Origin of the sequence: Erythrobacter sp. HL-111, from assembly GCF_900105095.1 — a bacterium.
GTDB lineage: Bacteria > Pseudomonadota > Alphaproteobacteria > Sphingomonadales > Sphingomonadaceae > Erythrobacter.
Window position 1 is genome coordinate 2,826,478 of sequence record NZ_LT629743.1, and the last position, 24,957, is coordinate 2,851,434.

Sequence of the window (24,957 nt, forward strand, 5' to 3'; positions counted from 1 at the left end):
ACCCCTAGAGCGCGCCGTAGAGCGTGTTGGAGACGAGCTGCTCCGCGACGCGCAGCCCGGTGCGGACCGGGTGGGCGGGGAGCGGCTCGATCGCCCCCGGCGCGGGCGCGGGTTCGGGCGGGTTTTGGGCATAGGTCGCCGTCTCGACCCCGCGCATCGCCGCCAGTTCGCGGCACAGCGCGTTGAAGCGGCGCCGCACGATCCGGTTAACGGCGAGGCGGCGGCGGTTGATGAGTTCGAAGGAATGGCTGACGAGGGTGAAACAGGCGGACCCGCTGTCCCTCGCATGGCGGATCGCCGAGGTCATCTCGGCCAGCGAAAGCGCGGTGATCTGCGCGTGGCGCTGGCCGCCGCCATGCGTGCCGATGCTGCCGACCGGCACCTCGATGACGCCATGGCGAAGCACCGGGTCGCGGTCCTCGGGGCCGAGCGCGATGCGGCTCGCGCCGGGAAGCGCCGGGCAATGGCTGGTGTCGTAGCGCAGCCCGATCGCGGCAAGCGCGCGCAAGGTGTCGTCGTTCGCGCCGTAATTGCCCGCCCGGAAGGCGACGGGTGCCGGCGCCCCGGCGGCGACCAGCGTGTCGCGCGCCCAGGACAGGATCGCGCACTGCTCCTCGAAGGGGAAATCGGCGATGTTCCGCCCCGTCCCCACGGGCGCCAGCAGGCTCGCCGCGCCCGCGATTTCCAGCCATTCGGTGTGGCAATGCAATTGCACGTCCTGCCCGGCCTCGAGAATCGGCGCGACCACGTCCTCGATCGCGGCGACGCCCCAGACCAGCGCGGGCATGGGATCGACGAAGAACACCGCGCGCTGCCCGTGCTCTGCCAGCAGGCGCAGCTTGTGGGTGATGCCCGCCGGTCCGTCGGGCGTGAGGCACGCGATCGAGCGGGCGTAGTTCTCCGCCCGGTCGGCCGGCCCCGGCCCGGTCATGAGCCCCGAGGAATACTCGGTGTCGATGGTGATGTAGACGCGCGTCATCGCCGGAGCGCATAGCGCGGCGAAGGTTAAGGCGGGGTTTGGCCTCCTGCCGGCAGGGTCAGATCCCGCCCGGCGTGAAGTCGTAGCCGCTGGTGGCGAGCCCGTCGCACAAGGTGTGGACGCAGGAGGCGAGGTCTTCCGCGTCGGTCGACCGGATCACGAAATTGGCGCCCACGCGCCCCTCTCGGAAGAAGGGGTAGGAGCCGATCTGGCAATTCTCGTGCGCCTGTTCGACCTCGCGCAGGAGCTGGGCGATCTCGCTTTCGGCGACCCAGCAGCCGATGGTTTCGGACAGGAGCGGCGCGCCGCCCTCCAGCTTGCCGGTGAGCGCGTCGAGCATTCCTGCCGTGATGTGCGGCACGCCGGCCATCAGGATGACATTGCCCCGCCGGATGCCGGGCGCCCCCGACATGCGGTTGGGGATGAGGTCGGAGCCTTCGGGCACGCGCGCCATCCTCAGGCGCCCTTCGTTGAGGCCGCCCTTGTCGGCGTAATAGCGTTCGAGCAGCGCGCGCGCGTCGGGATGGATGACGACCGGCACGCCCAGCGCCTCGGCCACGGCGTCGACGGTGATGTCGTCGTGCGTCGGCCCGATCCCGCCGGTGGTGAAGAGGTAGTCATGGGCCGCGCGCAGGGCGTTCACCGCCTCGACGATGCGCGCCTGGACGTCGGGGACGACGCGCACTTCGGCGAGGCGGATGCCCTGCACCTGCAGCCAGCTGGCGACCTGGGCGATGTTCTTGTCGTGGGTGCGGCCCGACAGGATCTCGTCGCCGATGATGACGAGCCCTGCGGTCCAGATCTTGTCGGGGGACTTCATGCAACGGGGTTAGGCGAGTTTTCGGGAGAGCTAAAGAGGTTCCTCGCAGCCCGGCCCGCCGGCGGGCATTTTGTCGGCGCCCCCGTCCGCGCGAAACATATCACCGCCGCCGGAGCGGGAAAGCGGAGCGACCGGGCGGCGCCGCCCGTCCCCGGTTCCCGCCTGCACGGGAAAGGCGCCGGGGGGCTATTCCGCCGCTTCGAGTTGTTCGTCGCTTGTGCGCGCGTTCGCGCCCGCGCGGGTGAAGGTGAGCAGGCCGTCCTCGACCGGGCTTTCCTTCAGCTCCTTGCGGTCGGAAAGGTAATCCTGGTTGAGCCGCCAGGGATAGCGCACGGCGTTCCGCGGCATGATGTGCTTGGAGCGCTGGATGTACCCGCTCGAGAAATCGAACACGTCGTCCTCCTCGATCCGCGCCTCGGCCTCTTTGGTGAGGACGGGGGTTACGATCGCGGCGCCCTTGTCGCGCTGGAGGTTGAGCACGCGGCAGATGTAGTCCGCATTGATGTCGGCGCGCAGGGTCCAGCTCGCGTTGAGATAGCCGAACACCACCGCGAGGTTGGGCAGGTTCGAGAACATGCAGCCCTTGTAATAGAACCGCTCGTTGAAGGCGACGGGCTCGCCATCGAGGCTGACCGCGATCTTGCCCGCGACCGCGAGCCTGAGGCCGGTCGCGGTGACGATGATGTCGGCCTCGATCAGCGTTCCGTCGGTGAGCCGTGCGCCGGATTTTTCGAACCGCTCGATATGGCCGGTGACGATCTCGGCCTTGCCCGCCTTCATCGCGTTGAACAGGTCGTCATCGGGGACGAGGCAGAGGCGCTGTTCCCACGGGTTGTAGGGCGGGGTGAAATCCTCCGGATTGAACTTGGAGCCGAGCGCCTTCTCGATCCGCTGGTGGAGGTTCCTGCGCACCTTTTCGGGCTTTTCGCGCGCGGTCCTGAAGCCGATGTCCTGCATCCGGATGTTCTTGAACCGGGTGATCCTGTAGGCGATTTCCTCCGGCAGGACCTTGCGCAGCAGGTTCGCGATCCGGTCCTTTGCCGGGCGCGCGAACATCCAGGTCGGCGTGCGCTGGAGCATGGTGACCTTGGCCGCCCTGTCGGCCATCGAGGGCACGATGGTGACCGCGGTCGCGCCCGATCCGACCACCAGCACCTTCTTGCCCGCATAGTCGAGCTTTTCCGGCCAGAACTGCGGGTGGATCACCTCGCCTTCGTAGTCCGAGAAATCGAAGCCCGCGTCATAGGGATCGTCGTAATCGTAATAGCCCGCGCCGAGATAGAGCCAGTTCGCGGTCATGTGCGTCCGGCTGCCGTCCTCGCGCTCCATCTCGACGTGCCAGCGCGCCTCGTCCGTGCGGAAATCGGCGCTGACGACCTTCATCCCGAAGTGGATGTGCTGGCGGATGCCGCGCTCGTCGACGATCCTGTTGAGGTAATCGAGGATCGCAGGTGCATCTGCGATCGATTTCTCGTGCTTCCACGGTTCGAAATCGAAGCCCAGCGTGTGCATGTCGCTGTCGGAACGGATCCCGGGATAGCGGAACAGGTCCCAGGTCCCGCCGAGATTCTCGCGCCGCTCGACGATGGCATAGGAATGGTGCGGGGCCTTCATGCCCATATGGGCGGCCATGCCGATGCCGGAAATGCCGGCGCCGACGATCAGCACGTCTACATCGGGAGGCGTGGCTAGCATTGGTGGTTCCTCTCTTCTCTCTCTTTTGCACGCGATAAAACCACAGGCGCGCCGCAAAAGCGAGTCCTGCATGGCAAATCGCAACTTATTGCCGGGTGACGCGGGCGGAGCGAGCCGCTAGGCGCGAGCCATGAAATGCCTTCGCCCGCTCGCTGCCAGCGTCTCCTTCCTCGCCCTTGCCCCCCATGCCCCGCTTGCCGCGCAGGACACGCGGGAGGACGAGCCCCGCGCGCGGGCCAAGCGCATCGTCGTCACCGGGGGGGGGCTGGAGCAGGCCCCGTCCGAAGGCGCCTATGCGGTGACCGAGATCGAGCGCGAGCGGATCGTCAGCACTGCCTCGGGCCGGATCGAGGACGCGCTGCGCGATGTCGCGGGCTTCCAGCAGTTCCGCCGCTCGGACAGCCGCTCGGCCAATCCGACCGCACAGGGGGCGACCCTGCGCGCGCTGGGCGGCAACGCGACGAGCCGCGCGCTGGTGCTCCTCGACGGCGTGCCGATCGCCGATCCCTTCTTCGGCTACATCCCGTTCAACGCGATCCAGCCGGAAACGCTGAGCGCCATCCGCGTGACCCGCGGCGGCGGGGCGGGGCCGTTCGGGGCGGGCGCGCTCGCCGGGACGATCGCCCTCGAAAGCGCGGGGGCAGCGCAGCTCGATCCGCTGCTCGCCAACATCGCCGTCAACGACCGCGAGGAGAGCGAGGCGAGCCTCGTCGCGGTGCAGGATCTCGGCGCGGGTTTCGCGGTCGCGAGCGGGCGCTGGGACCGGGGCCGCGGCTTCTTCACCACGCCCGATGACCAGCGCGTCCCCGCCAGCGCGCGCGCCGCGTTCGACAATTGGCAGGCGGGTCTGCGGGCGGTCGCGCCGCTTGCCGACCTGATCGAAGTGCAGGCGCGGGTCAACCTCTTCGAGGACCGCCGCACGCTGCGCTTCGACGGCGCGGATTCGACCAATCAGGGCCAGGATGCGAGCCTGCGGGTGGTCGGGCGGGGCGACTGGGCCTTCGATGCGCTCGCCTATGTCCAGGCGCGCGATTTTTCCAACATCGTGATCTCCTCCACCCGGTTCACCCGCGTGCTCGACCAGCGCAGCACGCCTTCGACCGGCCTCGGCGGCAAGTTCGAGCTGCGCCCGCCGGTCGGCGGGGATCACACCCTGCGGCTCGGGCTCGATTACCGCCGCGCCGACGGGGAATTGCAGGAAGAGGCCTACAACGCCTTTTCGGGCGCGCTCAACGAAAGGCGGCGCGCGGGCGGGGTCAATTCCAACCTCGGCCTGTTCGTGGAGGACGACTGGAGCATCGGTCGCCTGCTGCTGACCGGCGGGCTGCGCGCCGACCGGACGGTGATCGCCGACGGGTTCTACCGGGCCGTGGACGCTTCGGGCGCGCTGGTCGCGGAAACCCTCGCCGAAGACCGTTCCGACTGGACGCTGAGCTGGCGCGCGGGCGCGGCCTACGCGGCGTCGGACGGCCTGCGCCTGCGCGCGGCGGCCTATACCGGGCTGCGCCTGCCGACACTGAACGAACTCTACCGCCCCTTCGTGGTTTTCCCTGTGGTGACGCAGGCCAATGCCGCGCTGGAGAACGAACGGCTCGAGGGGTTCGAGGTCGGGGTCGACTGGCAGGCGGGCGAAGCGCTGGCGGTTTCGCTGACCGCGTTCGACAACCGGGTGGAGAACGCCATCGCCAACGTCACCATCGCCGAGAACCTGCGCCAGCGCCGCAACCTTCCCGCGATCGACGCGCAGGGGGTCGAGGGCAACCTGCGCCTCGCGCTCGGGACGGTCAGCCTCGACGCCAGCCTCGCCTATACCGACGCCGTGATTGACGGGCAGGGGCCGGCGCTGCCGCTGGACGGCAACCGCCCGCCCCAGACCCCCGACTTCGCGGCCTCGGCGACGCTCGCCTGGCGACCGGCGGCGGGCTGGCGGCTGGCCGCGACCCTGCGCCACACGGCCGCGCAGTTCGAGGACGACCAGGAAAGCGACGTGCTTCCCGCGGTCACGACTCTCGACGCCTTCGCCGAGATTCCCGTCTGGCGCGAATTTTCCGTCGTGCTGCGCGGCGAAAACCTTACCGACGAGGACATCGTCACCCGCAACGCGGGCGGATCGATCGATCTCGGCGTGCCGCGGACGGTCTGGGCGGGTTTACGCTACGGCTTCTAGGGCTCGCGCCGTGTCCTTTGCGACACACTTGCGCATCGCGCAACTTTCCGCGTGTTTCTTGGGCCTTGCCGAACTTATGCTGCGCTGCGGCAGCGTTTGTTGCATTTTTGCACCTCTCTGCAAAAAGCCGCGCGGCGACTCTTGGCAGGCGCAAACGCGCTGATAGTCTCCCCATCGCGTCACGCGCCCGAGGTCAAGAGGCCCGGTTGGGATGGAGAGAGGAAATCTATGACACGTAAGCTTGCAGCCTATGCTGCCGGCCTCCTGGCCTGCAGTTCGTTCACCGTGCCGGTTTTCGCGCAGGACGCGGAAGCGCCCGAAATGCCCGAAATGCCCGACGCGTCCCAAACGGATAACAGCGTCATCATCGTCACCGCCACCCGCCGCGCGCAGGACGTGCAGGACATTCCCCTCGCCGTGACCGCGGTTTCGCCGCAGCAGCTCGACAACCAGGGCGTCGACAACATCCAGGAAGTCGTCGCGGTCGCGCCCAGCTTCACCGCCTCCAACGCGCAGGTCGCATCGGGTTCGGTGGTGCTGCGTATTCGCGGCATCGGCACGACCTCGAACAATATCGGTTTCGAAAGCGCGGTCGGCATCTTCATCGACGGCACCTATCAGTCGCGCCCGGGCGTCGCGCTGACCGAACTGGTCGACCTCGAACGGGTCGAGGTGCTGCGCGGGCCGCAGGGCACGACCTTCGGCCGCAACACCTCGGCGGGCGCGCTCAACATCACGACGCGCCGGCCCGACCTCGACGAGGTGGGTGGCTTCGTCAACGCGGGCTACGGCAATTTCGACGAGATCAGCCTGCAGGGTGCGGTCAACGTGCCGATCGTCGAGAATGCGCTTGCGCTGCGCGTGACCGGCGCGTTCCGCCAGCGCGACGGCTTCATCACGCTGGTCGACGAAACCGGCACGCCGTTCGACGATTCCAACGACGCCGACCAGTGGCTGGTCCGCGCGCAGCTGGGTTTCGAAACCGAGGGCGGGGTGCGCGGCCGCATCATCGGCGACTATTCGAAGAGCACGTCGAGCTGCTGCAGCCCGATCGAGCTGTACCAGTCGCCGCTGGTGACCGGCGGCGCCTATGCCGCGGTCGGCCTCGGCGCGAACGGCGGCAACGGCCAGCCGGCGGTCGCGACCACGCCGTTCGAGGCCGGGGTCTTCCGCGAAGCTTTGAACGACCGGGTCGCCTCGGCCAATTTCGCGCCGATCGTCGACATCGACAACTGGGGCCTCACCGGAGAGGTCGAATTCCCGGTCGGCGACAGCGCGGACCTCATCTTCATCGGGTCCTACCGCAAGTTCGAATCGAACGAGACCTACGATTCCGATTTCACCGCGCTCGATATCTTCAACGTCGACCTGATCGACCTCGAACTCGAGACGATCACCGCCGAACTGCGGCTGCAGGGCGAGGCGTTCGGGGGCAGGCTCGACTACATCATCGGCGGTTTCTACTCGGACGAACAGATCGACCAGTCGGTGGACTTCGGCATCGGCACCGATTTCGAGGGCAATTTCGCCGCGCTGCTCCAGGGGGCGCTCGGGCCGGACCCGCTGCAATTGTTCACCGGCGTCGACCCGGCGGGTACAACCAACACCAACCGCTTCCAGCAGAGCGCGCAGAGCTATTCGGTATTCACGCACAACACGCTGGAAATCGCCCGCGGGCTCGAATTCACGGTCGGCGCGCGCTATTCTTGGGAGGACAAGGAAGGCGGCTTCACCCAGACCGCGGTGAACAACCAGGTCTGCCCGGCGACGCTCGCCGCGCTGGACGCGATCGGCGGGGCGGACCCGGCGCTCGTGCCGCCCTTCATCGGGATCGGCTGTTTCGGCTTCACCGCACCGGCCGACCTGCCGCAGGCCGCCGCGCTGCCGCTGCCGCGGACCTTCCAGGAAAACTTCAACGACGAGGCACTGATCTACACGATCCGGCTCGGCTATGAAGTGAGCCCGGAAGTGAACCTCTACGGCAGCTTCACCAGCGGCTACAAGGCGGGCGGGATCAACCTCGACACCACCGCCGCGGTGGGCGGGGCGGACCCGACCTTCCTTTCGGAAGAGGTCGACGCTTTCGAAGTCGGCCTCAAGAGCCGGTTCCTCGACAATGCGGTGACGTTCAACCTCGCCGCCTTCTACGAGGAATTCCAGAACTTCCAGGTGCTCGAATTCACCGGCACCGCGTTCGAGACCTTCAACGTGCCGCTGGCCGAATCGAAGGGCGTCGAGATCGAGAGCGTCATCCGACCGCATCCCGAACTGACCTTCAACGCCGCCGCGACCGTGCTCGACGCGAGCTATCCGGAGGATTGCGCGGGCGATCAGGCGGATGTCGCGATCGTCGCCTCGCTGTGCGGGTTCGATCTGACCAACGCGCCGCAGGTGATCGCGATCTTCGGCGGGCTGTGGGAAAAGCCGATCGACGCCTCGACCGAATTCTTCCTGTCGGGCCAGATCCGGATCGAGAGCGACCAGCGCACCTCGACCCAGGGCATCGTCCCGCCCGATGCGGCAGCGATCGCCGCGGCGGGCAGCCTGGAGGCGGCGATCGACGCGGCCCCGCTCATCATCGCGGACGTGCAGGACGGAAACGAGTTCATCAACCTGCGCGCCGGGCTTCGCTTCAACGACGGGGCCTATTCGATCGAGGGCTTCGTCAACAACCTCACCGACAACGTGGCGCGCGGGGTGACCTTCAACACCACCCTGCGCGGGAGCGGCGCGGCGAATTCGCGGTCGGCCTTCCCGCTGCAGCCGCGGACCTACGGGGTGGTGCTGCGCGCCCGGTTCTGAGGCGCGGCGTCAGGAACGAAAGCGGGGCGGCCCGGTTGCCCGGGTCGCCCCTTTTTCCTGTCTGCCCTCAGGCGAAAGGAGCGCGTCCCCGACCGAGCGTTCTGCCTGCCCCGTGGGCGACCAGACAGCCGGCTGCGCCGCAGCCGCAAAGGCCCGCGGCCGCACCGCAGGTGCCCGGGGCAGAGCCGGAACAGCACCGAGGACGTGCCCCCGGCCGGGCGCGGGCGCTCACATCGAACGCGCGATCAGCATCTTCATGATCTCGTTCGAGCCGCCATAGATCCGCGCGATGCGGGTGTCGCGGTACATCCGGGCGATCGGGTAATCGTTGATGTAGCCCGCTCCGCCGTGGAACTGCAGGCACTTGTCGACCACTTCCGACTGGAGTTCGGTCACCCAGTATTTCGCCATGCTCGCGGTCGCCACGTCGAGCTTGCCCTCGAGCAGCTTGGCGATGCAGTCGTTGACGAACACCCGTGCCGCCGTGCCGCGCGCCTTGAGGTCGGCGAGGGTGAACTGCGTGTTCTGGAAGTCCCAGATCGTCTTGCCGAAGGCCTTGCGGTTCTTGACATATTCGACCGTCACCTCGAGCGCCTTCTCGATCCCCGTCATCGCGCCCATCGCGATCACCAGGCGTTCCTGCGGCAGTTCGCCCATCAGCTGGTAGAACCCGCGCCCCTCGACCCCGCCGAGCAGATTGTCGGCGGGAATGAAGACGTTGTCGAAGAACAGTTCGGAGGTGTCCTGCGCATCCAGCCCGATCTTGTCGAGCTTGCGCCCGCGCTGGAACCCTTCCGCGCCCTCGGTTTCGAGCAGGAGCAGCGAAATGCCCTTCGCGCCTTCGGACGGATCGGTCTTGGCGACGACGATGATGAAATCGGCGAGCTGCCCGTTCGAGATCCAGGTCTTCGACCCGTTGAGGCGGTACCCGTTGCCGTCCTTCAACGCGGTCGTCTTGATCGCCTGGAGGTCCGAGCCCGCATCGGGTTCGCTCATCGCGATCGCGCTGACGAGGTCGCCGGTGACGAGCCGGGGGAGATACTTCTTCTTCTGCTCCTCGGTCCCGTGGCGCACCAGGTAGGGCAGGATGATGGTGTTGTGGAGCGAGGCGGCGAAGCCTTCGACGCCGTGCTTGGCCTGCTGATCGATCACCACCATGTCATGCCGGAAATCGCCGCCGTGGCCGCCGTATTCCTCGGGAACCGAGACGCCGAGCAGGCCCGCCGCGCCCGCCTCGCGCCAGAATTCGCGTTCGACCTGCCCGTCCTCGCGCCATTTGTGGATGCGCTTTTCGGGGGCGTGCTGGGCGTAGAACTTGCCCACGGCATCGGCGAAGATCGAGATTTCCTCGTCCTCCATGAAAGCGGGCTGGGGTACGTCGATGACGGGCATTTCTCTCTCCTCGTTTCACTCGGCCGGATCGGCCATCCGGCCGATCCGTGGCACCGGGCCGCCCGCTCCCGGCCCGTTCTCCCGGAGTGGTATACTCAAGGGCGGAAGGGCGGTTGAGCGGGCGGCCCGGCACACGCAATCAAAAGACTCTTATTTCCCCTTCCAGTTCGGCTTGCGCTTCTCGGCGAAGGCAGCGGCACCTTCGCGCGCGTCCTCGGAAACGAAGACCGGGGCGATCAGGTCGCCCTGCTTCTTGTAACGATCCTCCATCGCCCAGCCGCGCGATTCCTTCATCACCTGCTTCGACACCTTGACGGCGAGCGGGCCGTTGGCGGCGATCTTCGCGGCGAGCGCCTTGGCCGCGTCGAGCGCCGGGCCGTCGGTCACCTGGTTGATGAGGCCGATTTCATAGGCGCGGCTTGCATCGATGAAATCGCCCGTCAGCGCGAGTTCCATCGCGATTCGTTCGGGGATCTGGTCGGGCAGCATCATCACCCCGCCGGCCGCCGCGACGAGCCCGCGCTTGACCTCGGGAATGCCGAATTTCGCGCCCGCATTGGCCACGACGAGATCGCACGCGATCATCAGTTCGAGCCCGCCGGCCAGCGCATAGCCCTCGACCGCGGCGATCAGCGGCTTGGCGGGCGGGGCCTGGACCACGCCGCCGAAACCGCGCCCTTCGACCGTCGGGCTTTCGCCGCGCAGGAAGCCCTTGAGGTCCATCCCCGAACAGAAGGTCCCGCCCGCACCGGTCAGGATGCCGACGCGCAGGTCGTCCTCGGAATCGAGCCGGTCCATGGCCGCCGCGATGCCTTCGGCCGCGGCCTTGGACATGGCGTTCTTCGCCTCCGGACGGTTGATCGTGACGATCAGCACGCCGTCGTCGACTTCGGTCAGGACCTCGGGGGTTTCGGTGTCGCTCAATTTGCTCTCCTATCAAATTTCGGCGTTTCGAATTGCAACTGAATTCTTGTGCGAGTGGTGCAGTGGGCTTACGGAAACGTCAACCGCGATTTCGCTAATCCGTTCACCGAGCCAAACCTGTCTCAAGCAAAGAGGATACCTGAACCATGGGCGAAGCCTACATCATCGACGCAGTCCGCACCCCGCGCGGGATCGGCAAGCAGGGCAAGGGCGCGCTGGCCGAGCAGCACCCGCAGCATCTCGCCGCGACCGTTCTGAAAGCCATCGCGGAGCGCAACGGGCTCGACACCTCGACCGTCGACGACGTGATCTGGTCGGTTTCGACGCAGGACGGGATGCAGGCGGGCGACCTCGGGCGCATGGCCGCGCTCGACGCGGGCTACGACATCACCTCGTCCGGCACCACGCTCGACCGCTTCTGCGGGGGCGGGATCACCAGCGTGAACCTCGCCGCGGCGCAGGTGATGAGCGGGATGGAGGACTGCATCGTCGCCGGCGGGACCGAGATGATGAGCCTCACCGCCGCCATGGCGAAGGAGAAGATGCAGGCGGGTCTCAAGCCGCCGATGATGGGCAGCTACAACGAGCGGCTCCAGCGCGTGCATCCGCAGTCGCACCAGGGCGTTTGCGGCGATGCGATCGCGTCGATGGAAGGCTTCACGCGCGAGGAGCTGGACGAGGTCGGCTACCGCTCGCAGCAGCGCGCGGCGGAGGCGATCGGCGAGGGGCGTTTCGCCAGGTCGGTCGTGCCGGTGGTGGACGATGACGGCAATGTCGTGCTCGACCGCGAGGAATATCCGCGCCCGCAGACGACGATGGAGGATCTCGCCAAGCTCGAGCCCGCCTTCACCAAGATCGCCGACGTGCCGCTCGACCAGGACGGCACGACTTTCCGCAGCCTCATCAACCGGAAATACCCGGACCTCAAGATCGAGCATTTCCACCATGCCGGCAATTCCTCGGGCGTGGTCGACGGGGCGGCCGCGGTGCTCGTCACCAGCAAGGAATACGCGCAGAAGCACGGCCTGAAACCCCGCGCGCGGATCGTCGCGACGGCGAACATGGGCGATGACCCGACGCTGATGCTCAACGCTCCGGTCCCGGCGGCGAAGAAGGTGCTGAAGAAGGCCGGCATGACCCTCGAGGACATCGACCTGTTCGAGATCAACGAAGCCTTTGCGGTCGTCGCGGCCAAGTTCGTGCGCGATCTCGGGCTCGACTGGGACAAGGTCAACGTCAACGGCGGCTCGATCGCGCTGGGCCACCCGATCGGCGCGACGGGGTCGATCCTGATCGGGACGATCATCGACGAACTCGAACGCCGCGACCTCAGGACCGGCCTCGTCACCATGTGCGCCGCCGGGGGCATGGCGCCCGCGATCATCGTCGAACGCGTCGACGGCTTCGCGGACTAGGACCGGAGCAATGGTCGCCGACAGCACGCCCGTCGTCATCGGGGTCGGGCAATATTCCGAACGGGTCGGGGAGCCGGGCTACGCGGGTCTCAACTACATGGACCTTGCCGGGCGGGCGCTGTCGGCGGCGATCGCGGACAGCGGGGCGAGCGGGTCCGTGGCCGAGGCCATCGACACGCTCGCCGCGATCCGCGCTTTCGAGATGTCGCGCCCGGGAAAGGAGCCGCCCTTCGGCGCGCCCGACAACATCCCGCGCGCGATCGCGCAGCGCGTCGGCGCCGACCCGGCGCGCGCGATCCTGACGCCGACCGGCGGGCAGACCAATCAGCAGCTCGTCGGCGAGTTCGCGAGCGCCATCGCGGCGGGCGATTCGCGCTGCGCCGTGGTGGTCGGTTCGGAAGCGATCTCGACCGTGCTCGCGCTGGCCGCGAAGGGGGAGACGCCGGACTGGTCGGAAGAGGTCGGCGGCGACTTCGAGGACCGGGGCTACGGCATCGAGGACCTGCTGGAACCCGCCCTGTTCGCCCACGGCGCATCCGGCGCGATCCCGCTCTATGCGCTGGCCGAGAACGCGCGGCGGGCGAAGCTCGGCAAGAGCCTCGAGGAATACAGGCTCGAGATCGGCAAGCTGTTCGAGCCCTTCACCCGCATCGCCGCCGCCAATCCGCACGCCGCCGCGCCGGTCCAGCGCAGCGCCGTGGAACTCGCGACGGTAACCGAGCGCAACCGCATCGTCGCCGAGCCCTATCCGCGCATGACTGTCGCGCGCGACCAGGTGAACCAGGCCGCCGCCATCATCGTGGCGAGCGTGGGGCTGGCGCGCGAACTCGGCGTGCCGGAGGACAGGTGGGTCCACATCCACGCCGTCTGCGCCGCGAGCGAATTGAAGCTGTCCGAGCGCCCCGATCTTTCCGCCGCGCCCGCGTCCATCGCCAGCGTCGAAGCGGCGCTCGCGCGGGCGGGCAAAGGGATCGAGGATATCGGCCATATCGATTTCTATTCCTGCTTTGCGATCCCCGTGTTCAACCAGGTCGATCATTTCGGGCTTTCGATCGAGGATCCGCGCGGGCTGACCCTGACCGGCGGGCTGCCCTTCTTCGGAGGGGCGGGAAACAATTATTCCGCCCACGCCATTGCCGAGGCGGTCGACCGCGCCCGGCGCGATCCGGGCGCATTCGCGCTGGTCGGGGCGAATGGCGGCTGGATGAGCAAATACGCCACCGGCATCTATTCGACGGCGCCGGCCGACTGGTCCGCGAATGACCGTTTCGAGAAGCTGCCGCTGGCGCAGGACGCGGTCCCGCTCGCCCGGGAGCCGGGCCAGCGCGCCACGGTCGAAACCTACACGATCAACCACGGCAAGTCCGCCAGCGATGCGATCTTCATCGGCCGGGGCGAGACGGGCGAACGCGTGATCGGGAACGCCGACCTGTCGGACGAGGCGACCCGCGAGCTGTTCGAGAGCGGGGAACCCTTCGGCGATACGCTCGCGCTCGAAACCGACGAACGCGGGCGGACCATCGGCCGCCTCGCCCCGATGCCGGGATTGTAGGGGCGGCCGTTAGCCCCGCCGTTCCCCGCCGAGGAAATCGAGCGCGTCGAAGCCTTCGGGCGCGGGCACTTCGGTGACGGGATCGTCGCGGTCGTCGAATTCGGTGCGCAGCGCGCGGCTCATCACCGCGTGCATCTGGTAGAGGCAGGTGATGTAGGTCAGCTCGAGGATTTCCTCGTCGCTGAATTCGGCCTTCACCTGCGCGAAAAGGGCATCGGGAACCCGGCCCGCGTGGCACACCAGCCTGTCGGCATAGGCGAGAACCAGCCGTTCCTTCGGCGAGAAGACGTCCGCGGTCTGCCAGGTCGGGATCGCCTCGATCTTCTCCTCGGACACGGCGAGGCCGCGCAGGGACTTGCAATGCTGCGAGAAGACGAACCGGCTGCCCGTCGCCCAGCCCGCCCAGGTCTGGCCCAGCTCGCGCAGGACGGGGTCGAGCCGCCGCTCGGGCGAACGATAATAGGCGAAGCCCTGCGCCGCGTGTTTCAGGGTGGCAGGCGAATTGGCGAAGACGGTCCACCAGTCGCCGGGCGTGCCGGTCGCGGTGCCGGGCTCCGCCACCGGGTCGCGGTCGCCGAACAGCATCCCGTAGAGCGGCAGGACCGTCTCCCGCTCCGCCTCGGCCCTCGGCACCTGCCTCAGCCGCGGCATCAGGCGTCCGCCCGTTCGGCCGCCGTTGCCGGTTCGTGCGCCACGTCCGCAGGCCCGAACGCCTTGGTCGTCGCCGCGAATTCGAGCAGGATCCCGTCGGGGTCGGTGAAGTAGACCGAGCGCACGAAGACGCCTTCGTGCATCTCCTTCGCATAGCCCGACGGGCTGTCATCGTGGTTGAACACCATGTGGGTGTGTTCGACTCCGGCCTCCTGCAGCCGGTCGAGCGCCGCCTCGAGTTCGTCCTCCTCCATGTGGAAGGCGAGGTGGTTCATCGAGCCGTGCGCGGTCTTGGCGTCGAAGGGGAATTTCCTGACCGAGGCGATGCCCGGCGCGGCGGGCGGCGCGTCCTTCCACCAGAAGAAGGCGATCGAGGCCCCGCCGCCGCAATCGAAGAAGAAGTGCTGGCCGCCGTCGGGCAGCTGCACCGTCTTGAACAGCGGCATCTCCAGCACCTCGGTGTAGAAGCGGACCGTCTCCTTCATGTCGCGGCAGACGAGCGCGACGTGGTTGATGCCTTTCGTGCGGATCATGGGCGTGCCTCCTTCGCCCGGCAGACTGCACCGCGCGCGCGCCTCATGCAATCGGGCGCGGGGGATTCCTTTGACAAGCCGGTGCGATTCCCCTAGATAGTTACAGTTGTAACCAATTCGCTTGACCCTTTTGCATCCATGTGAGCCCATTGATGAGCCAGCACCCTTCAGACCTGTTCGAAAACCCCGCCGGCCTCGACGGCTTCGAATTCGTCGAGTTCTGCGCCCCGGAACAGGGCGTGATCGAACCCGTGTTCGAAGCGATGGGCTTCACCCGCGTCGCCCGGCACCGTTCGAAGGACGTGCACCTCTGGCGGCAGGGCGGGATCAACCTCATCGTCAATTACGAACCGCGCAGCGCGGCGTGGTATTTCGCGCGCGAACACGGCCCTTCCGCCTGCGGCATGGCGTTTCGCGTGCGCGACGCGGCGGCGGCCTATGACCACCTGCTCGAACGGGGTGCCGAACCGGTCGAGGTGGCGACCGGCGTCATGGAGCTGCGCATCCCCGCGATCCGCGGGATCGGCGGCGCGATCCTCTACCTCGTCGACCGCTATGCCGGGGCCGAGGGCAAGAGCCTGACGATCTACGACATCGATTTCGATTACCTTCCCGGGGTCGATCCCTATCCCGAAGGCGCGGGCTTCCACACGATCGATCACCTCACCCACAACGTCTACACCGGCCGGATGAAGTACTGGGCCGATTATTACGAGACGCTGTTCAATTTCCGCGAGATCCGTTTCTTCGACATCAAGGGCGAATATACCGGCCTCACGTCGAAGGCGCTGACCGCGCCCGATGGCAAGATCCGCATTCCGCTGAACGAGGAGGGCGAGGGCGGAAAGGGCCAGATCGAGGAGTTCCTGCGCCAGTTCAACGGCGAGGGCATCCAGCACATCGCGCTGATCTGCGATGACCTGGTGGCCTGTTATGACCGGCTCAAGCAATACGGCGTGCCCTTCATGACCGCGCCGCCCGCGACCTATTACGAAATGCTCGACGAACGCCTGCCCGGCCACGGCGAGGATGTCGATGCGCTCAGGACGCGGGGCATCCTGCTCGACGGGAGCACGCAAGGCGGCCAGCCGCGCCTCCTGCTCCAGATCTTCGCCGAAGCGCAGGTCGGGCCGGTCTTCTTCGAATTCATCCAGCGCAAGGGCGACGAAGGTTTCGGCGAGGGCAATTTCAAGGCCCTGTTCGAAAGCATGGAACGCGACCAGATCCGCCGCGGCGCGCTCGATGTCACGGCGAAGGAACCGGCCGAATGAACGATGCCAGCCATCCGGTGAAACTGGGCGGCATCCACCACGTCGCCTATCGCTGCCGCGACGCGAAGGAGACGGTGGAGTGGTACGGCCGCGTGCTCGGCATGGGCTACACCACCGCCTTTGCCGAGGACCACGTGCCCTCGACCGGGGAATACGACCCCTATATGCACGTGTTTCTCGATGCGGGGAACGGCAACGTCCTCGCCTTCTTCGAATTGCCCAACCAGAAGGACATGGGCCGCGACGAGAACACGCCCGCATGGGTGCAGCACCTCGCCTTCAAGGTGCCTTCCGAAGAGGCGCTGCTGTCGGCCAAGGCCCATGTCGAGGCGCAGGGGATCGAGGTGCTCGGCCCGACGCATCACGGCATCTTCAAGTCGATCTATTTCTTCGATCCCAACGGCCACCGCGTCGAACTCGCCGCGGATATCGGGACGGACGAACAATACGCCGAACTCGCCCGCGTTGCGCCGCTGATGCTGGAGGAGTGGAGCGAGACCAAGAAGGCCCCGCGCCACGCCGACTGGCTCCACGAAATCGCGCGCGAGGAACACGCGAAGGCTTAGAGCCGCGGTGATTCCCTCCCCCTGGGGAGGCTGGGCGTGAGTGTTCCGCCCTCTCGACCGCAGAACCCCAATCCCTTTCCCCGATGGAAGGGGCGCAAGATTTGACTCAACGCAAAGCGCCTCGCTGCCGCCTCCCCCACTCTGGGCAAATCAAGTGAGGGGAGTCGGTCCATGCGTATCCTGTTCGTCCATCCCAATTATCGCTCCGGCGGGGCCGAGATCGCGGGGACCTGGCCGCCCGCCTGGGTCGCCTATCTCACGGGACCGCTGAAGCGCGCGGGCTTTACCGACATCCACTTCATCGACGCGATGACCGAGGAGGTCGACGACGAGGAATTGCGCGACCGGATGCTCGCGCTCCAGCCCGACGTGGTGGGCACGACCGCCATCACCCCCTCGATCTACGCCGCCGAGCGCGTGCTGGAGATCGCGGCGCTCAACGTGCCCTCGGCGGTGCGGGTGCTGGGTGGGGTGCACGCGACCTTCATGTACAAGCAGGTCCTGTCCGAAGCGCCGCATATCGACGTGATCGTGCGCGGCGAGGGCGAGGAGATCGCGGTCGAACTGTTCAGCGCGATCCAGCGGGGCCGCTGGAAGGAAGAACGCGCCGGGATCAAGGGCCTCGCTTTCCGCGACGGGGACAAGATCGTCGCGACACCCGCCGCCGACACGGTCAAGGACATGAGCACGCTGAAACCCGACTGGGACGTGCTCGACTGGAACCTCTACAAATATCTCCCGCTCGGCACCCGCGTCGCCATCCCCAACCTCGCGCGCGGCTGCCCCTTCACCTGTTCGTTCTGCTCGCAATGGAAATTCTGGCGCGACTACCGCATCCGCGATCCCAAGGACGTGGTCGACGAGATCGAGGAACTGCATGAAAGGCACGGCGTCGGCTTCTTCATCCTCGCCGACGAGGAACCGACCATCAACCGCAAGAAATTCATCGAATTCTGCCAGGAGCTGATCGACCGCGGCCTGCCCGACAAGGTCAAGTGGGGGATCAACACCCGCGTCACCGACATCTACCGCGACCGTGAATTGCTGCCCTTCTACCGCAAGGCGGGGCTGGTGCATGTGAGCCTCGGCACCGAGGCGGCGGCGCAGATGAAGCTCGATCGCTTCAACAAGGAAACCAAGGTCGAGGAGAACAAGCAGGCGATCAAGCTGCTGCGCGATGCCGACATCTTCGTCGAGGCGCAGTTCATCGTCGGCCTGGACAACGAGACGCCCGAAACGCTCGAAGAGACCTACCGCATGGCGTGGGACTGGCAGCCCGACCTTGCCAACTGGGCGATGTACACGCCCTGGCCCTTCACCCCGCTGTTCGAGGAGATCAAGGACCAGGTCGAGATCCACGATTTCTCGAAATACAATTTCGTCACGCCCATCATGAAACCCGCCGCGATGGAGCGTGGCGAGCTTTTGAACGGGGTGATGAAGAACTACCGCCGCTTCTACATGCAGAAGGCGCTGTTCCATTACCCGTGGCGCGGGACCGGCTTCAGGCGGCGCTACCTGCTGGGCTGCCTCTATGCCTTCCTGCGCGCCGGCTTCAAGCGCACGTTCTACGATCTCGGCAAGGCCGGGTACTGGGGCCCGCAGACGGCGAAGAAGGTCGATTTCCAGTTCGACGAAAGCCGCGCTGCGGCGCAGGACGCGGCGACCGACTGGCAGACCAATGCCGACCGCGCGGCCCAGGCCAAGGCCCGGCGCGAGGCGGTCCGCAAGCAGATGAAGGAACGCGGGGCGGAGCGTCGCCGCGATCGGCTCGACGTGGGTGCGGGCGGGGATGCGTGAGGCTGCCGCCGCGCCGCCGGGCGAGGCGGAGATCGGGCCGAACGCCGTGCTCCAGACCATGCGCGTCATCGAGACGCGGCTTGGCGCAGGAGCGGGCGCGGCGATCCTCGCCGAGGCCGGGCTCGCGCGGCTGCCGGACGGGACGGGCATGATCCGCGAGGCCGACGCGATCGCGCTCCACCGCGCCATTGCCCGCCGCTTCCCGCACGAGGCCGAGGCGATCGCCCGGGCTTCGGGCGCCGCCACCGCCGACTACATCATCGCCCACCGCATCCCCGCCCCTGCGAAGGCGCTGCTGCGCCTGCTCCCGGCGGCGCTCGCCGCGCCGCTGCTGATGGCGGCGATCCGGCAGCACGCCTGGACCTTCGTCGGGGCGGGGCGCTTCACGCCCGCGGGCGGCTGGGCCTTCACCATCGACCGTGCTGCCGCCCGCGACGACCCGGCCCCGCCGCCGAGCCTCTTCACCTGGTACGGCGCGGTCTTCACCCGCCTGTTCCGAAAACTCGTCAGCGCGCGCGCCGAATGCCGCGTGGTGGCGTGCGAACGCGACGGGCTCGCCCGCCGCTACCGGATCGGGCGGGCAGGGCGCGCGTTCCCGGCGCCCTTCGCGGTTTCCCGCCGCGGCCGGCCGGACGAAAGCGGGATGACCGCGCCCTAACGGAAATTGTCATCGCCCTGACACGGCTTGTCAGCGGACGGCGCCGCGCGCCCGGTCCATGCCTTCCCCGAGGTTCACGCACGACCGGGGGGCTGGCACCAAGTGGAACGCAAACTGTCAGGGGGAGCGCGCGCGGCGGCGCTCGGGGCGGCATCCGCCATCGTCATCGCGCTGGCCGGGACGCCCGCGCCTGCCGCGGCGCGGCAGGCCGATGCCGCAGGCGAGGCCTCCGCCGCGCGCGAGCAGGCCGAGGCCGAATACGCCCGCCTTTCCGCCGAGGTCGCGCAGCGCGCAGGCGATCCGGCGTTCGATTACGCGCTCGGCATCGCGGCGCTCGACAGCGGCCGTTACGGCGAGGCGATCATCGCCTTCCAGCGCGTCCTCGCGGTCCAGCCCGCCAACGCGGCGGCCCGCGCCGAGCTGGCGCGGGCCTTCGCCCTCGCCGGGGACATCGACACCGCGCGCGACGAGTTCGCGACCGTGGTCGACGATCCCTCCCTTCCCGATCCGGTGCGCCAGCGCTTCACCGGCTTCGTGCGCCAGTTCGACCGGCGCATCGCGGGCGGCGGCTCGGACGTGAGCGGCTTCGTCGACGCGCGGATCGGGCATGACAGCAACGTCAATTCGGCGACCGCGCAGGACACGATCGTCATCCCGCTGTTCAGCTTCCTCGGACCGGGCCAGCTCGGGGCGGAGGCGGTCGAGCAGGCCGACGAGTTCGCCGACATCACCGCAGGCGTTTCGGCGGTCGCCGCAATCTCGCGGCAGGACCGGGTGTTCTTCTCGGCGCTCGGCAACCTGCGCGAAAACTGGAACCGCGGGTTCGACCAGGCCGCGCTCACCGCGACCGCGGGCCTCGCCCACAGCTTCGCCAACGAGGACGTGCTTTCGCTGTCGGCGCAGATCCAGGAATTCTGGCTCGACGATGCCAGTTTCCGCACCTCCTACGGGCTGACCGCGCAATACACGAAACCGCTTTCGGACGGCCGCGCGCTGACCGCCTCGGCGCAGTGGAACCGACTCGACTTCGCGGGCGATCCGCTGCGCGATGCGGACCGCTATGCGCTGGGCGTCGGCTTGGTCGGCAAGGTCTTTGCGGCAAGCGTGACCGGCGGCAAGGAGGAGACGCGCCGCGCGGCGGGCGATCACCTGTCCTTTTCCTTCATCGGCGCGAATATCGGGGCCGAACTGCCGGTCGCGCCGCGCCTCGCCGCGGTCGGCGGGGCGGCGTTCGACATCCGCCGCCACGATGCCGACGACCCGCTCTTCCTGACGAGGCGCGAGGACGAACGGCTCGACCTGTCCGCGGGACTGAAGTTCGCGCTGACCCGGCGGCTCTTCCTCCAGCCGACCGCAACCTGGTCGCGCAACTGGAGCAACATGGCGCTGTTCGATTTCGAGCGCTGGACCGCCTCGGTCGGCGCGCGCTTCGAGTTCTGATTGCTCAACCGGGGGAGACCACGAGATGACTGCACCTGCGACCACCCGTCCCGCCCGCCTGCTGCTGCTCGGCGCCTCCGCGCTGGCGCTCGCCGCGCCGCTCTCCGCGAACGAGGTGATCTTCACCACCGCCGAGGCGCCGCCGACGACCGGCGAGCGCGTCGCCCAGACCGGCGGGCTCACCCAGGTCGCGCTGACCGGCGGGGGGACCGTCTCGATCGTCGATGCAGCCGACTACCGGATCAATCCGGACGGCTCGATCGACCTCTACGAAGGGTCAATCACGGTCGCAGGCACGGGTATCGCCACGGGATCGGGCGGGCGCGAAATTGTGGTGCGGATGCCCGGCGGGCTCGAGGGCCGCATCGCGGGCGCGGGTTCGGCCGGCAATTTCTCGGTCGGCGCGAGCGACGGCGAGGAAGGTGGCGAGGCGAGCGGCCACGCGCTCACCGGTGCGGTGCGGATCGGGCGCGCGGACGATCTCGAACGCTTCGCCGCCGGGCAATCCTGGCGGGCGCGCCGCGACAGGGGGCCTCGCCGCGTGGTCGCGAACGGGCCGATGGCGAGCCCCGACGCCGCGCCCGCAACGCCCGACGGCCCCGGCCCCGACACCGGCCCCGGCCCAGACACCGGCCCCGGCCGCGTGGTCCCGATCGGCGGGGATGCCGGCCCGGTCGCCGCCGCGCTCAACGGGATCCCGGTGACCTTCGCCGACCAGCTCGCCGCCGCGGGCGCGTCGAGCGACATCCTCGCCGCGGCGCGACGGCTGGAGGCGGTGGTCGGCAATCCAGCACTCGACACTTTCCCGAGCGGGGATTTCGCCCTGCTCGTCGCCGCCGCCGCGCGGCTCGAGAACGCCTATGGCGGCCAACCCTTCGCCGAGGCGCGAGCGGACATTATCCGCACCTACCTGCGTTTCCTCAGCGAAGGCGGAGCGGGGAGCGGTTTCGTCGCGGCCTACAGCGGCTTCACCCTCGCCTATCTCGACTTCCTGCGCGCGGGCGGCCTGCCGAGCTCCTTCGCCGACGCCCGCCCCGCGGACATCGAGGCGTGGCTCGCCTATGCCGGGCGCACCGGCGCGCTCGCCGAGCTTGCCGCGCGCGACCGCGTGCTGGCCGAGGCCTATCTCGACTTCCTGCGCGAGGGGGGCAGCCGCGACCGCTTCACCGCCTCCTTCACCGAACTGACGGGCGCCTATTTCGCCTTCGTGCGCGGCGGCGGCGATCCGGCGGACTTCACCGGGGCGAGCGAGGCGGTGCTGGCCGGGACCATCGCCTTCCTTTCGGACAGCGGGCTCGCGGCGCAGCTCGGCGCGGCCGACCGGGCGCTGATCGAGGCCTTCCTCGCCAATGGCGGGCTCGCCTTCGCGGCGCAGTACGAAGCCGCGCTCGGCGGCTACTTCGCCTTCCTCGCCAGCGGGCGCCTGCCGAGCGATTACGCCGCGCTCGACCAGGCGACCTTGCGCAGCTATCTCGAAACCCTCGCCGACACGGGCCTGTTCGAGGCCGTGCTCGGCGAGCGTGCAGGCTTCTTCGCCGACTATCTCGCCTTCCTGCGCGCGGGCGGCCCGGTCGATGGCTTCGCGGGCCTTCCGGCCAACATCTTCTCCGCCTACGCGGCCGATCTTGCCGCCTTCTACGCCTTTCTCGAAGGCGGCGGCGTGCCCTCGAGCTATGCCCTGCTCGATCCGGCGACCCTGCGCGAATACGTCGCCGCGCTCGAAGCCGCGGAGGCGAGCGGGCGGTTCCTCGGCGACCTCGCCGGGTTCTGGCGCGACTACGCCGCGTTCCTCGCGGGCGGTGGCAATCCCGACACCTTCGCGCAGCTTCCGGTCCCGCCCGATTTTTCCGCCTTCGCCGCGGCGCTCAACGCCTATGCGACCTTCCTCGCGGGCGGGGGGCTGCCGTCCGATTACGACGCGGCGGCGCTCGCCGATCTCGCCGCCTTTCTCGAAGCGGTTGCATCGGCGGGTCGGCTGGAGGAACTGCTCGGGGCCAATGCCGATCTCCTGTCGGCCTATTTCGCCTTCCTCGAAGGCGGCGGGAGCGTGGACGGCTTCGCGGGCCTGCCGCTCTACGCCGATTACGTCGCGGCGCTGAACGCCTATTTCGATTTCCTCGCGGGCGGCGGCGTGCCGAGCGACTACACGCTGCTCGATGCGGCGACGATCGAGGCCTACCTCGCCGCGCTCGCCGCCCTGCAAGGCGGGTTAGGCGGGATCGGCGATCTCAACGACTTCTTCGTCGAATACTTCGCATTCATCTCGGGCGGGGGCGATCCCGACCTGTTCGCGGGGCTTCCGGGGACCGGCGGTGGCGGCGGCACGGGCGGCGATCCGGACGTGCCGACCATGCTCGCGGGCTACACCGGCGGGTTCGATCCGGCCACGGCGCGGATCGATTTCATCCTCGGCGGAGTGCTAGCCGGCGGGACCTTCGTCGGCAGCGAGCGCGGGTTCGGGGCCTCATCCTACACGCTCGACCCGAACGGGGGCCTTGCCTCCTACACCCGCCAGCCGGGCGGCCAGGTCCGCAATCGCGGCGCGGCCGTGCAGACCGACGTCTTCGGCAATGCCGATGCCGTGATCGGGCGCTGGACCGACGGGACGATCACGATCCCCAACAGCTTCACCTTCGATGCGAACCAGGGCCTGCACTACATGCTCGCGCGCCCGGTCGGACCGGATTTCAGGCCTTCGCTGAGCGGGCGCGTGGACTATTACCTGATCGGCGCGACCCGCCCAACCATCGCCGACGGCACGCTCGCCCCGGGCGAGTTCGAGGCGGGGCTCGCGCTGCTGTTCGGCAGCGACATGTTCCTCGCGATGGAGGGCAGCATCACGATGCCGGATCCAGCGCCGGACGGAGCCGACCCCTACGTCTTCGCCTTCGCGACCGAGGGCGGCCTTGCCGACCCGGCGCAGTCCGCGAGCCTGTTCAGCGCCAATGGCGAGGGGGCCTTCTCCGGATCGGTCCCGGGCAGCGACAATCGCGGCAACTGCGATGCCAGTCCCGACCTGTGCTTCTTCAATTTCCGGGCCAATTTCGCCGGGAGCGAGGATACGCTCGGCATGACCTACGAAGCGCGCACCGGCGGCACGGAGACGACCATCGTCGGTGCGGCGATCCTCGAGCGCGGGGCAGAGCGTTCCTTCGATGGCGGCGGGAGCGGCGGCGATCCCGGGACCGGGCCGGATGCGGGCACCGGGACCGGCAATCCGGTCAGCGCGACCGTGTTCGACGATCACACCTTCGCCATCGGTCTTCGCAGCCCTGCGCGCAACCTGTCGACCCTGAACGGGGTGGACCTCGTGGGATACGATACCGACGAGGCCAGGCAGATCATCGCCATTCGCACGAGCCCTTCGGAAGAAATCGGAACATTCCTCGGCAGCGCGCAGCAGGCCGACACCGGACTGACCGGGTCCGGGCTCTTGCGGTGGACGCGCTGGACGGATGGAGCGATCGAGGCGCGCGAGACTTCGGGAACGCAGGCGGTCCCGCTCGATGCGAACCAAGGCTACCACATCATCGTCGGCGAAAACATCGCGAGCCTGCCCCTGCCGACGACCGGCCGGGTGGATTACGACCTTGTCGGAGGCACACGGCCGACGTCGGTCGGCGGCGATTTCGCTCCCGGCGAACTCCTCGACGGCGCAGCGGCGATCGAATTCGGTTCGGTCAGCCGGATCGGCATCGAACTGGCGTTCCGCTACGCTGGCGAAACCTTCAGCGCAGCGACGCTCGGCGGGGTGGCCAACGTGTCCGAGAGCGAGCTGTTCGCAACTGCCAATGCCGCGACCTTCTTCGCCAATTCGGAATTCGGGAGCGTGACCAGCAGCGGCAGCTATTGCGCCGCGTCATGCCGGATGAGCTGGCAGGGCTTCCTCTCCGGCGAGGCCGCGCGAGAGATGGGACTGTGGTATCTCGTCACGGTGAACGGCGATGCCGATCGCAACATCCTCGGCACCGCGGCCTTCGCCAGCACAGCGCCCGCGCCGACGCCCGCGGCGGCGAGCGGGATCGTGCCGAACGCCGCGGCCCCCGTGACGGGCGCGGACTGGAGCCGCTGGGGCGGGAGCGGCGGCGCCTCGCCGCAGGCCGTGGCGGGCCCTGGCGGGGGCGCCGGGTCGGGCGGGGGCACGGGCGCGCTCTCGCTCCTGCCGCCCGGCGCGGCAAATCCCTCGGACCGGGCGGAGCCCCTCGCAGGGCGCATCGACCCGCGCGCGGCCGAGCGCTGGCTGGGCGGTCTCGTGACCTTCCCCGCCGCTGCGCCCAAGGCGCGTTGAGGCG

General features: G+C 68.4%; 17 protein-coding genes. 10 read left to right on the forward strand and 7 right to left on the reverse strand.

What is annotated here, in order from left to right:
- Positions 1-4: 4 nt before the first annotated feature.
- The 3 genes from BLU08_RS13340 to BLU08_RS13350 all read right to left on the reverse strand — a co-directional run bounded on the left by BLU08_RS13340 (position 5) and on the right by BLU08_RS13350 (position 3,494).
- On the reverse strand, positions 5-979 hold the full coding sequence (locus BLU08_RS13340; RefSeq protein WP_090200200.1) for a polysaccharide deacetylase family protein: 975 nt from the start codon (positions 977-979) through the stop codon (positions 5-7).
- Between the two features lie 58 nt (positions 980-1,037).
- On the reverse strand, positions 1,038-1,799 hold the full coding sequence (locus BLU08_RS13345) for a molybdopterin-binding protein (protein WP_090200202.1): 762 nt from the start codon (positions 1,797-1,799) through the stop codon (positions 1,038-1,040).
- 186 nt (positions 1,800-1,985) lie between these two features.
- Positions 1,986-3,494: an NAD(P)/FAD-dependent oxidoreductase gene (locus tag BLU08_RS13350; protein WP_090200204.1), complete on the reverse strand. Its 1,509-nt coding sequence runs from the start codon at positions 3,492-3,494 to the stop codon at positions 1,986-1,988.
- Positions 3,495-3,624: 130 nt separating this feature from the next.
- Here BLU08_RS13350 and BLU08_RS13355 point away from each other — a divergent pair, with 130 nt between their 5' ends.
- Positions 3,625-5,661 (forward strand): TonB-dependent receptor, encoded by a 2,037-nt coding sequence (locus BLU08_RS13355; RefSeq protein WP_090200206.1) that lies wholly within the window; start codon positions 3,625-3,627, stop codon positions 5,659-5,661.
- A 228-nt stretch (positions 5,662-5,889) separates the two neighbouring features.
- Positions 5,890-8,463, forward strand: coding sequence for a TonB-dependent receptor (locus BLU08_RS13360; RefSeq protein WP_172801039.1), 2,574 nt, complete (start codon positions 5,890-5,892; stop codon positions 8,461-8,463).
- 228 nt (positions 8,464-8,691) lie between these two features.
- Here BLU08_RS13360 and BLU08_RS13365 read toward each other — a convergent pair whose 3' ends face one another.
- Both BLU08_RS13365 and BLU08_RS13370 read right to left on the reverse strand, forming a co-directional pair.
- The gene (locus BLU08_RS13365) at positions 8,692-9,855 is read right to left on the reverse strand and encodes an acyl-CoA dehydrogenase family protein (protein ID WP_090200208.1); all 1,164 of its coding nucleotides are present in this window, start codon (positions 9,853-9,855) and stop codon (positions 8,692-8,694) included.
- 150 nt (positions 9,856-10,005) lie between these two features.
- Positions 10,006-10,779, reverse strand: a complete 774-nt coding sequence (locus BLU08_RS13370) for a crotonase/enoyl-CoA hydratase family protein (RefSeq protein WP_090200211.1) — start codon at positions 10,777-10,779, stop codon at positions 10,006-10,008.
- Between the two features lie 146 nt (positions 10,780-10,925).
- On the opposite strand from BLU08_RS13370, the gene BLU08_RS13375 reads away from it, so the two are divergent.
- Complete coding sequence (locus BLU08_RS13375; RefSeq protein WP_090200213.1) at positions 10,926-12,194, forward strand: acetyl-CoA C-acetyltransferase; 1,269 nt, start codon at positions 10,926-10,928, stop codon at positions 12,192-12,194.
- A 10-nt stretch (positions 12,195-12,204) separates the two neighbouring features.
- Positions 12,205-13,746 carry an acetyl-CoA acetyltransferase gene (locus tag BLU08_RS13380; RefSeq protein WP_090200215.1) on the forward strand — a complete coding sequence of 514 codons (1,542 nt, stop codon included), beginning with the start codon at positions 12,205-12,207 and terminating at the stop codon, positions 13,744-13,746.
- A 9-nt stretch (positions 13,747-13,755) separates the two neighbouring features.
- Here the strand turns inward: BLU08_RS13380 and BLU08_RS13385 are convergent, their stop codons facing one another.
- On the reverse strand, positions 13,756-14,397 hold the full coding sequence (locus BLU08_RS13385) for a carboxymuconolactone decarboxylase family protein (RefSeq protein ID WP_090200218.1): 642 nt from the start codon (positions 14,395-14,397) through the stop codon (positions 13,756-13,758).
- Positions 14,397-14,930, reverse strand: coding sequence for a VOC family protein (locus tag BLU08_RS13390; protein WP_090200220.1), 534 nt, complete (start codon positions 14,928-14,930; stop codon positions 14,397-14,399). Before BLU08_RS13390 ends, BLU08_RS13385 begins: the two co-directional genes overlap by 1 nt.
- A 152-nt stretch (positions 14,931-15,082) precedes the next feature.
- On the opposite strand from BLU08_RS13390, the gene hppD reads away from it, so the two are divergent.
- The 6 genes from hppD (at position 15,083) to BLU08_RS13420 (ending at position 24,953) form a co-directional block, all read left to right on the forward strand.
- Positions 15,083-16,201 carry a 4-hydroxyphenylpyruvate dioxygenase gene (hppD, locus tag BLU08_RS13395; RefSeq protein ID WP_172801040.1) on the forward strand — a complete coding sequence of 373 codons (1,119 nt, stop codon included), beginning with the start codon at positions 15,083-15,085 and terminating at the stop codon, positions 16,199-16,201.
- Entirely contained in the window at positions 16,198-16,767 is a 570-nt protein-coding gene (locus BLU08_RS13400) for a VOC family protein (RefSeq protein WP_090200224.1), read from the forward strand. The genes hppD and BLU08_RS13400 overlap by 4 nt, the downstream gene beginning before the upstream one ends.
- Before the next feature lie 171 nt (positions 16,768-16,938).
- On the forward strand, positions 16,939-18,567 hold the full coding sequence (gene bchE, locus BLU08_RS13405) for a magnesium-protoporphyrin IX monomethyl ester anaerobic oxidative cyclase (protein WP_090200226.1): 1,629 nt from the start codon (positions 16,939-16,941) through the stop codon (positions 18,565-18,567).
- Complete coding sequence (gene bchJ, locus BLU08_RS13410; RefSeq protein WP_157674562.1) at positions 18,560-19,225, forward strand: bacteriochlorophyll 4-vinyl reductase; 666 nt, start codon at positions 18,560-18,562, stop codon at positions 19,223-19,225. Before bchE ends, bchJ begins: the two co-directional genes overlap by 8 nt.
- 102 nt (positions 19,226-19,327) lie before the next feature.
- Entirely contained in the window at positions 19,328-20,665 is a 1,338-nt protein-coding gene (locus BLU08_RS13415) for a tetratricopeptide repeat protein (RefSeq protein ID WP_233995995.1), read from the forward strand.
- 25 nt (positions 20,666-20,690) lie between these two features.
- Positions 20,691-24,953 (forward strand): hypothetical protein, encoded by a 4,263-nt coding sequence (locus BLU08_RS13420; RefSeq protein ID WP_090200230.1) that lies wholly within the window; start codon positions 20,691-20,693, stop codon positions 24,951-24,953.
- The last annotated feature ends 4 nt before the right edge of the window (positions 24,954-24,957 follow it).

Bases quoted from the DNA above. Each gene is read 5' to 3' on its own strand.
- bchE (WP_090200226.1), top strand. From the start codon at position 16,939: ATGCGTATCCTGTTCGTCCATCCCAATTATCGCTCCGGCGGGGCCGAG.
- bchJ (WP_157674562.1), top strand. From the start codon at position 18,560: ATGCGTGAGGCTGCCGCCGCGCCGCCGGGCGAGGCGGAGATCGGGCCG.
- BLU08_RS13345 (WP_090200202.1), bottom strand. From the start codon at position 1,799: ATGAAGTCCCCCGACAAGATCTGGACCGCAGGGCTCGTCATCATCGGC.
- BLU08_RS13390 (WP_090200220.1), bottom strand. From the start codon at position 14,930: ATGATCCGCACGAAAGGCATCAACCACGTCGCGCTCGTCTGCCGCGAC.
- BLU08_RS13385 (WP_090200218.1), bottom strand. From the start codon at position 14,397: ATGCCGCGGCTGAGGCAGGTGCCGAGGGCCGAGGCGGAGCGGGAGACG.
- BLU08_RS13350 (WP_090200204.1), bottom strand. From the start codon at position 3,494: ATGCTAGCCACGCCTCCCGATGTAGACGTGCTGATCGTCGGCGCCGGC.
- BLU08_RS13360 (WP_172801039.1), top strand. From the start codon at position 5,890: ATGACACGTAAGCTTGCAGCCTATGCTGCCGGCCTCCTGGCCTGCAGT.
- BLU08_RS13420 (WP_090200230.1), top strand. From the start codon at position 20,691: ATGACTGCACCTGCGACCACCCGTCCCGCCCGCCTGCTGCTGCTCGGC.
- BLU08_RS13365 (WP_090200208.1), bottom strand. From the start codon at position 9,855: ATGCCCGTCATCGACGTACCCCAGCCCGCTTTCATGGAGGACGAGGAA.
- BLU08_RS13380 (WP_090200215.1), top strand. From the start codon at position 12,205: ATGGTCGCCGACAGCACGCCCGTCGTCATCGGGGTCGGGCAATATTCC.
- hppD (WP_172801040.1), top strand. From the start codon at position 15,083: ATGAGCCAGCACCCTTCAGACCTGTTCGAAAACCCCGCCGGCCTCGAC.
- BLU08_RS13340 (WP_090200200.1), bottom strand. From the start codon at position 979: ATGACGCGCGTCTACATCACCATCGACACCGAGTATTCCTCGGGGCTC.
- BLU08_RS13375 (WP_090200213.1), top strand. From the start codon at position 10,926: ATGGGCGAAGCCTACATCATCGACGCAGTCCGCACCCCGCGCGGGATC.
- BLU08_RS13400 (WP_090200224.1), top strand. From the start codon at position 16,198: ATGAACGATGCCAGCCATCCGGTGAAACTGGGCGGCATCCACCACGTC.
- BLU08_RS13355 (WP_090200206.1), top strand. From the start codon at position 3,625: ATGAAATGCCTTCGCCCGCTCGCTGCCAGCGTCTCCTTCCTCGCCCTT.